The sequence below is a fragment of the Synechococcus sp. B60.1 genome (genome assembly GCF_047462555.1).
In the GTDB taxonomy this organism is placed as follows: Bacteria; Cyanobacteriota; Cyanobacteriia; order Thermostichales; family Thermostichaceae; genus Thermostichus.
Genome location: NZ_JANSJN010000120.1, coordinates 1 through 7950, shown reverse-complemented (window position 1 = coordinate 7950; position 7950 = coordinate 1). Strand labels below are relative to the sequence as shown.

General features: G+C 58.1%; 5 protein-coding genes and 1 pseudogene. All 6 read right to left on the bottom strand.

The features are described 5' to 3' along the window. Positions 1-389 (bottom strand): DciA family protein (locus tag NW863_RS11615; RefSeq protein WP_414366506.1); only part of this gene is annotated, 389 nt, incomplete at its 3' end. Between the two features lie 87 nt (positions 390-476). After that, positions 477-2333 (bottom strand): mechanosensitive ion channel family protein, encoded by a 1857-nt coding sequence (locus NW863_RS11610; RefSeq protein WP_414366504.1) that lies wholly within the window; start codon positions 2331-2333, stop codon positions 477-479. 82 nt (positions 2334-2415) lie between these two features. After that, the gene (gene uvrB, locus NW863_RS11605) at positions 2416-4503 is read right to left on the bottom strand and encodes an excinuclease ABC subunit UvrB (RefSeq protein ID WP_414366503.1); all 2088 of its coding nucleotides are present in this window, start codon (positions 4501-4503) and stop codon (positions 2416-2418) included. A gap of 203 nt (positions 4504-4706) precedes the next feature. Continuing rightward, positions 4707-5567 (bottom strand): hypothetical protein, encoded by an 861-nt coding sequence (locus NW863_RS11600; RefSeq protein WP_414366501.1) that lies wholly within the window; start codon positions 5565-5567, stop codon positions 4707-4709. 28 nt (positions 5568-5595) lie between these two features. Beyond that, positions 5596-6573 (bottom strand): CobW family GTP-binding protein, encoded by a 978-nt coding sequence (locus NW863_RS11595; protein ID WP_414366500.1) that lies wholly within the window; start codon positions 6571-6573, stop codon positions 5596-5598. Between the two features lie 437 nt (positions 6574-7010). After that, positions 7011-7383: pseudogene (gene tnpA, locus NW863_RS11590) on the bottom strand (IS200/IS605 family transposase). Between the last annotated feature and the right edge of the window lie 567 nt (positions 7384-7950).

The window sequence follows — 7950 nt, the reverse complement described above, 5'->3', positions numbered from 1 at the left end:
CCCCCCCCCTTTCCCCACCCCCCCCCCCCCACACGCCCCGGAGCGCGGACTCGGGGCCACGGAGAGCTGTAACCCCCACACTGTCCATCTTGGGCAGCGAGGCGGGGGGGGCCATAAAACTTGCTGGTCAACTCCGCATCAGGGTGGGGAGCGACCGGGTTGGATCCTTCGTGCCAAGCGCCGGGGCTAAAGCGAATGTCGCTGAGGGGGGGGTGCAGGCGGCTGTTGAGTTTTCTGAGAATGAGTTGGCGTTGTAAGGTTAAGTTTTGCGCCCAGGACGGGGTAGAGGTGGCTACCTGCAGCACCTGGCGGCGCACGTTGAGGGGATGGGTTTGCGCTGCTACCGCCTCTCCCACCACTTCCGGCCAAAGCTGCCTTAGGAGCTGCATTTGCTTCAGTTCAGCCCAACACGGATGGCTGCCAAAGCTACCCAGTGCCTCATCTAACCGTCGCAGCATGGTGTCGATAGGGATAGCTCAGGAAACGCCGTTTTGGTCTTCCAGCGATTTTGCCGCTTCGCTGAGGGCGGACTGGATGGAAGCGGCATCGGGCAGGGAACGGGAGCCGCCATTGAGGCTGACAAGTCCCTCCAGGCTGCGAATGTGAATATCCTGCTGCGGGAAAGGAATGCGGATCCCACGCCGCCGAAACTCGGCCTCGATGGCGAAGTTCAGCTCGCTGATCAAGACAAATTGATCCTGGGGACGGTTGATCCACACCAGCAGCTCAAAGTTGAGGGAAGAGGGGCCAAAAGACTTGAGCCAGACTTGGGGGGCGGGGCTGCTCAACACCCGAGCATTTTCTTTGGCAGCGCTGAGCAGAGCTTCGGTAACCAGGGCTGTATCGGAGCCATAGGCCACGCCGACGGGAATGTGAATGCGACAGCGGGGATCCCGGTAGCTCCAGTTCACCACCTTTGACTCGGTGAAGCGGGAGTTGGGCACAATCACAAAGATGCGATCCAAAGTGCGCAGGACGGTGGCCCGCGGGCCGATGCGCTCCACGGTGCCGAGCAGGTTGTCCACTTCCACCAGATCCCCGATTTGGATGGGGCGCTCCAGCAAAATAGCGATGTAGCTGATGTAGTTGTTGGAGAGGTTTTGCAGGCCAAAGCCGATCCCCAAACCCACCGCCCCGGCAATCACCGCCAGGGATCCCAGATTCAGGCCGCTGAAGGGCAAGACCAAGAGGATCCCGAACAGCGTGAGGATGTACTTGAAGATGGCCGTTGTAGACTCCTGGGTGCCCAGATCCAGTCCCAGCCGGCTCAGAAACCGCTGCTTAAAGCCAACGCTGACGTAGTGGGCAACGGTGAAGACCAAAACGGCCAGCACAAAGAAGACCAGTAAGCTGGCAATGGAGACGCTGGAATTGGGCAGCGGTTGGGTGAGGACGCCCAGCGCCGTGGCCACCACCCGCCCCAAGCCCAGGTAAAAAGCGCGCTGAAACGGTCGCAGGGCGGGTATGAAGCTGATGCCGCGATCCAGCGAGATGCCGGCAATGAGAATTGCCCCCACGCCTCGCAGGAGCACTCCCCCAATGTCGATCCAGGTTCCCCAGGCCGGGCCGGCCTGGAGCTCCAGCCACCTCTGCAGGCGAACTAGGCTGCGGTCGAACAGCCGCCAGAGAAAGAACCCCAGCGCCAATGTGGCCAGACCGGCCAAGATGGTGAGAGCCAGCACGCGCGGATCCTGCGCCCGCTGCAGATCCAGCCGATCCTGCCGGTACTCGGCAATGGCTTGTTCCAGCCGTCGCGCCCAAGTGTTGGCCACCAGACGCACGTCGTTGAGGCCCACCTGGCCCAGCGGCACCCTGCGCTCGGCGGCGGCATCGGCATAGGTGACGGTAAACAGATACCGCTGGGTGGCCTCAAAGCGGCCCCTTTCTCCCAGGCGGAGGACGTACTGGCCATTGGCATCCTGGGCCACCCGCACCTCCGGCTCTGGCAACTGACCTTCTTCCAAGAAGCGCTCAATGATGGCCCGCACGTTATCGGCCCGCACATCGCTGGGGTACTCTGCCGTCTGCAGGCGAAACACCGGAATGTTCCCCACCAAGACTTCTGTGCCCTCTTGGCCGGTAAAGGAGAGCCCCAGTGGGCTAGGGGTCGGGGAGGGGGATCCCTCAGGAGTTGGCACTTCGGCAGGGGTGGGGCCGGTTTGGAAAAAGCCGGGATCCCGAAATTCAAGGGCCTGAGCCACCGGGATCCCAGCAGCCTTGGAGACCGGAGCAGGCAGGAGCCAGAGGCCGATCCCGGCTATCAGCCCCACCGCCAAGGCCGCTCCCTTCAGCAGGACAGAGTCTCGAATGGCTCGTTGGACACGAACGTCCATTGTCTCAGGGATCCCTAGGATGCTGCTGTAAGCCTATGGTGGCACAAGCAAATCCCGATTTTGGCCAACCCAAGTGAGGACTTTAAGTGCTCTGATGGTGGCCCAAAAGGCGTTGGCGCAGCTTTTTAATTTGGTCTCGCAGTTGCGCAGCTTCTTCAAATTCCAGGTTTTTGGCGGCTGCTTTCATCTTCAGTTCCAGTTGGCCGATCAGCTCTGGAATCTCCGAAAGCGGGATCTCGTCTGTAGCTTGAAAGGCCTTTTCCAGATCTTGGTCGCTGAGTTTGCGGGAGATGGCCAAAAAAGACAAGATGGCGTTGCTGTTTTTCTTGACAATGGGCTTAGGGGTGATGTTGTGTTGGCGGTTGTATTGCAGTTGAATTTCGCGGCGGCGCTGGGTTTCGGCGATGGCCCGGGCCATGCTGCCGGTCAGGGTATCGGCGTACATCACCACCGTGCCACGGACATTGCGCGCTGCCCGCCCGATCATCTGGATTAGGGAGCGCTCCGCCCGCAAAAATCCTTCTTTGTCCGCATCCAAAATGGCCACCAAGGAGACTTCCGGCAAATCCAACCCTTCCCGCAACAAATTGACCCCCACCAACACATCAAAGGCCCCTTCCCGGAAATCTTGGAGGATCTCAATGCGCTCGATGGGGGCAATCTCAGAGTGCAGATAGCGAACGCGGATGCTGCGTTCCTGAAGGTATTCGGTGAGATCTTCGGCCATGCGTTTGGTGAGGGTGGTCACGATCACCCGTTCGGCAGGCCCCTGCTGCGAGCGCTCCAGCCGCAAATAGATCTCGCCCAGCAAATCTTCCACCTGCCCGGCTGTGGGGCGCACGTGCACCTCGGGATCCACCACCCCGGTGGGCCGAATGACCTGCTCTATAACCCGACCGGTGCCTGGCACGTAGAACTTCAGGGGTTTGCCGTTTTCCACCACCGTTTCAAGTTGGGCTCCGCTCTGCTCCAGTTCCCAGTTGCCAGGCGTGGCGGAAACAAAGACGCATTGGTGGACTTTGGCCCAGAACTCCTCGGCTTTGAGAGGGCGATTGTCGAGGGCGCTGGGCAGGCGAAAGCCGTGATCCACCAGCACCTGTTTGCGGGCGCGGTCGCCGTTGTACATGCCACGGATCTGCGGCACCGTGACGTGGGATTCGTCCACCACCAAGAGCCAATCGTTGGCCTTGAAATAATCCACCAAACAGGCAGGCGGCTCCCCTTCTTTGCGCCCCGTCAAGTGCCGGGAGTAGTTTTCGATGCCGTTGCAATAGCCCACCTCCCGCAGCATCTCTAGGTCGTAGCGGGTGCGCTGTTCTAGGCGTTGGGCCTCCAGTAGCTTGCCTTGGCGGCGAAAGAAAGCCAGTTGCTCTTCCAGCTCTTGCTCAATGTTGAGGATCGCCTGCTGCAACTGAGCTTCTGGCGTTACGAAGTGGCGGGCCGGATAAACCCTGAGGGCGCTGACACTGTTTAGGATCTCGCCCGTCACTGGATCAATGAGGCGAATGGCCTCAATCTCGTCCCCAAAAAACTCGATGCGAATGACTCGGTCTTCGTAGGCCGGCACAATTTCCAGCACATCGCCTTTGACGCGAAACCGCCCCCGCCCCAGCTCCAGGTCGTTGCGTTCGTACTGGATGTTGGCCAGATCCCGCAAGACCTCCCGCTGGTTAATCTGCTGGCCGACTTGAAAGGGAATGGAAGCCTTCAGGTATTCCTCCGGCATGCCCAGGCCGTAGATACAGCTTACCGAGGCCACGACAATAACATCTCGCCGTTCAAAGAGGGAGCGGGTGGCCGAGTGCCGCAACATGTCGATTTCATCGTTAATAGAAGAAGACTTGGCGATATAAGTATCGGTGCTGGGCACATAGGCTTCCGGTTGGTAATAGTCGTAATAGCTGATGAAATATTCGACGGCATTGTAGGGAAAAAGCTCTTGCAGCTCGTTGCACAGTTGGGCGGCCAAGGTTTTGTTGGGGGCCATCACCAAGGTGGGCCTGCCAACTTGCTGGATGGTATGGGCAATGGTAAACGTTTTGCCGGTCCCAGTTGCCCCCAGCAGGGTTTGAAAGCGATGCCCTGCCGCAATCGACTCTACCAAAGCAGCAATTGCTTTGGGCTGATCCCCCGTGGGCTGATAGGGAGAAACCAGTTGAAACTCCGACATAGGTCTATCCCTTGATCTTTTGAGGATCTTTGGTTGAGTGCTCTGGTTAAGACTGTTAATTTCGGCAACTGGGCAGTTACAGCCTGCTTGGTCAGGTCTCATATCGTCACATAAGCCAAAACCCTTGTCCAGGTGGAGTTTCCGTCTGTGTGCTGGATCTCCTGACGAAGGAGCAAGCTGTAGTTGGATTCAGCGGCTACACCTCACAGGCTGTAAATTTGTCCATCCATTAGCAGATGAGTAATGCCTTTCTTTTGCAATTGTGGGCGTACGATCTCCAAAATGTATCCGGGAAATTGGATGACCCGGTAGGGCGGATAGGTGTTGCTGCCGCGACGGCTCATCTCGGAAAAGCGCCGAGCCACCTTGTGGTTGTCGAAAATCGGCAGCGTATTGGCGTTTTCGATCCCTTCCATGGGCAGGGATCCCAGTCCCAGAAATTCCTTGAGGGGGCGGGTGGTCAATTCTTGGTAGCGATCCACCACAACATAACAGGTCTCGGGCAGGTCGAGCTCCTCCAGGGGGAGTACTTGGATGTGATGGACGGGATCCGCCAGCGGATCTTCTGAGGGCACCGCTGCCGCGTCGTCTAAAAAATCGTCGTCATCCTCTTCTTCATCGTCATCGTCTTCTTCGTCTTCTAGCTCGTTGTCCTCGTCGTCTTCTAGGTCTTCTTGAAGCTCGGCTACGAGCTGGGCCGGCAATTCTTCGGGGGCCAGTTCTGTCACCGTGGCCGTCCTGTCGCCAGGGATCCTCTCCCCTTCGCTTACATCGCTGAGATCGGAGGCGTCGGCAGCCCTCTGCGGGGGCAAGACCTGTTGCCCCTCCATACCGTCCAGGGGAAGGGCGGGTTCCTCGCCCGTGTCTTTGCGGCGAGCTGCTGAGCGTTTGAGCTGGATCAGCCGCTGGTACTCGTCGGCAGCGAGGTTTTCCTTGAGGACACGGGTGATGGTGGTAACGCTCACCCGGAATTGCTCGGCCAATTCGGCAGCAGTGGCCGCCGAGCCGCGGTAGGAGCTAACAATTTGCTGTTGTTCTTGTTCTGAAAGTTTGCTGCGGGCCATCGCGGTTATCCCATCCCAAAACTTGGACTCATGGGCAGGCGGCAGTTGCCCGACACAGCCGGCTGAGGCCGGCGGCCAGCGCTTCTTGCTCTAGTTCCTTACCGATGAAGACAATTTTTGACCAATGCGGCTCACTGGGATCCCACTCCCGCTCCAAGAAGAGGGTTTGTCGTCGGCCCACCTGATGAAAGATAACCCGCTGCGGCTCGTTTGCAGCCCACAGCACCCCCTTGGCGCGAAAAATCGTCTCCGGCAGGTCTTGCAGCCAATCGCGGAAGGCCGCCAGATCCAGCGGTTGCTGCAGTTGAAAGCTCAGGGATTGGATCCCGTCTTCTTCCAGATGGTGGCTGGGGTGGGCGTGACCTTCAGCCTCGGCAGCAGAGAGCTTGGGATCCCACAGTTCTGGGCGAAAGGCGTGCACATCCAAAATGCGGGCCAAGGGCACCTGGGCGTGGGTGGTGGGCAGACAGGGAGCGTCGGGGTTGTAGCGACGCAAATCTAATAGGATCTGCTCTTGTTCGGCTGGGGTGATCAAATCTACCTTGTTCAGGAGCAAGATGTCGGCGCTGCTGATCTGGTGGGCGGTGGTTTGGGAGCGCCGGAAGTTGCGCCAGTACTCGGCCCCATCCACCAGGGTCACCACCCCATCCAGACGCAGCTCCTCGTGGAAGGTTCTCTGTACAAACAGCTCGGCCACCTGCCTGGGATCCGCCACGCCGCTGGTCTCCACCACCAGGTAGTCCAACGCCTGGGCATGCTGGAGCAGCTCGCGAGCCGCCCGTTCGAGATCCTCCCGCACCGTGCAACAGAGACAGCCGTTGCTGAGCTGCATCAGCCCTCCTTCGGGCATGTTGACCAGTTCGCCATCGATGGAGATCTCGCCAAACTCGTTGAGGATAACCCCGATGCGCCGCCCGTGCTCCTCCTGCAAGATGCGCTTGAGCAGCGTGGTTTTACCACTGCCCAAAAAGCCTGTCAAAACCGTAACCGGAAGCTGAGCCTTCATATCTCCATATCAATCACCCAAGACTCAATCGACAAGTGGCCAACAAACCCTTCTCTCCGGTTCTCCGGAGGCTCTACTAGCTTAGCTCCAGGGCCAGCTCTCCAGGATCTGGACTTAAGGGCGGCGCTGCTGCTGGGATCCCTGAGCCAGCAGGTTCAGGTGGACGAGGTGGGCAGGCAAGCCACCTACCCCGCCTTGGCTGCGCCAGGAGTGGCAGATCCGCTGGGCCCATGTCGAGCGCCTCGAACCCCGCTCCACCAACCAAGGGGGCCTGGTGTACTACCCAGCCGAAGGGGGGATCGCGTCCTTTTGCCGATGCGGGTAAGCCGCTTCCAGGAACTGGTGGCGCTGGTGGGTCACCACACCGCAGAGTAGCTTGGTAGCCCCGTACTCAGCGCTCCGCGCCGCTGACGCGAGTAATGCGGGGCGGAAAAGCCTTAGAGCAGCTTTAGCCGCTCACCAATGTGCGGGTCGTTGTCTTGGATCACCTCAGCGCTAGCATTCCCTGCTGTACAGAAGAAATAACTTCTGCTCCAAAGGCTAGGGAGTTTTCGCAGGCTAGGAAATTCCTCTCTTAAATATCTGGGGGCTCTGCCCTTGAATGCTTTACCACCAAATGAACAGGGTCGGTAGGCTTTATTTCAAGAAACAAATGAACATGGTCTGGAGCTACTTCAATGGCTCTGACGTGCCAACCCTTTTCACTAGACAATTCCTGCCATAACTCAAACAGCCTATTCCTTACCTCTTCTACTAAAACCTTTTTTCTCTTTTTAGGACAAAAACTAGATAGACGATTGCTAATCCCACAGCATGGTTTTAGTGGTTGTACCGCTGACTTTCTTTTCTCGTTGACAATCATCTGTGCCAAGCTGTAGTTATCATACTGCTTATCAACAAAAAATGAAATATGGATGCCAACAGGTTCTGATTCAGGACAGGAAGCTAGTAGCCCTACGGGAGTACCTCTGCCAGCAGTCCAACAAGGTCTACAACTGCGCTCTGTACTATGCTCGCCAAGTCTCTTTCAAGACCAAGCGACTGGTAAACTATGCCCAGCTCTGCAGAGAGAGGGTGAGAGCCAAAAATAGACACTTTATGGCGATGTACGTCTCCTCTGCACAGCAGACTTGCAAATCGGTAGCAGAAGCACTAACGAGCTTTAAGTCGCTTTTGCAAGTGCAGCCGGATCCAAAGCCCAGGTTGCCACAGTACTGTAAGGCTGGACTGTTCCCCGTGGCCTACCCGAAGCAATGGCCAAAGTTCCAAGAAGAGCAGGTCAGAGTGGGCAAGCAAGTCAAGGCCTGGTTTGGCCTAGACGCTTTCTGGGTGCAGTTCCCCACCAACTTGCGGTGGGAGAGCATCAAGGAACTGAGG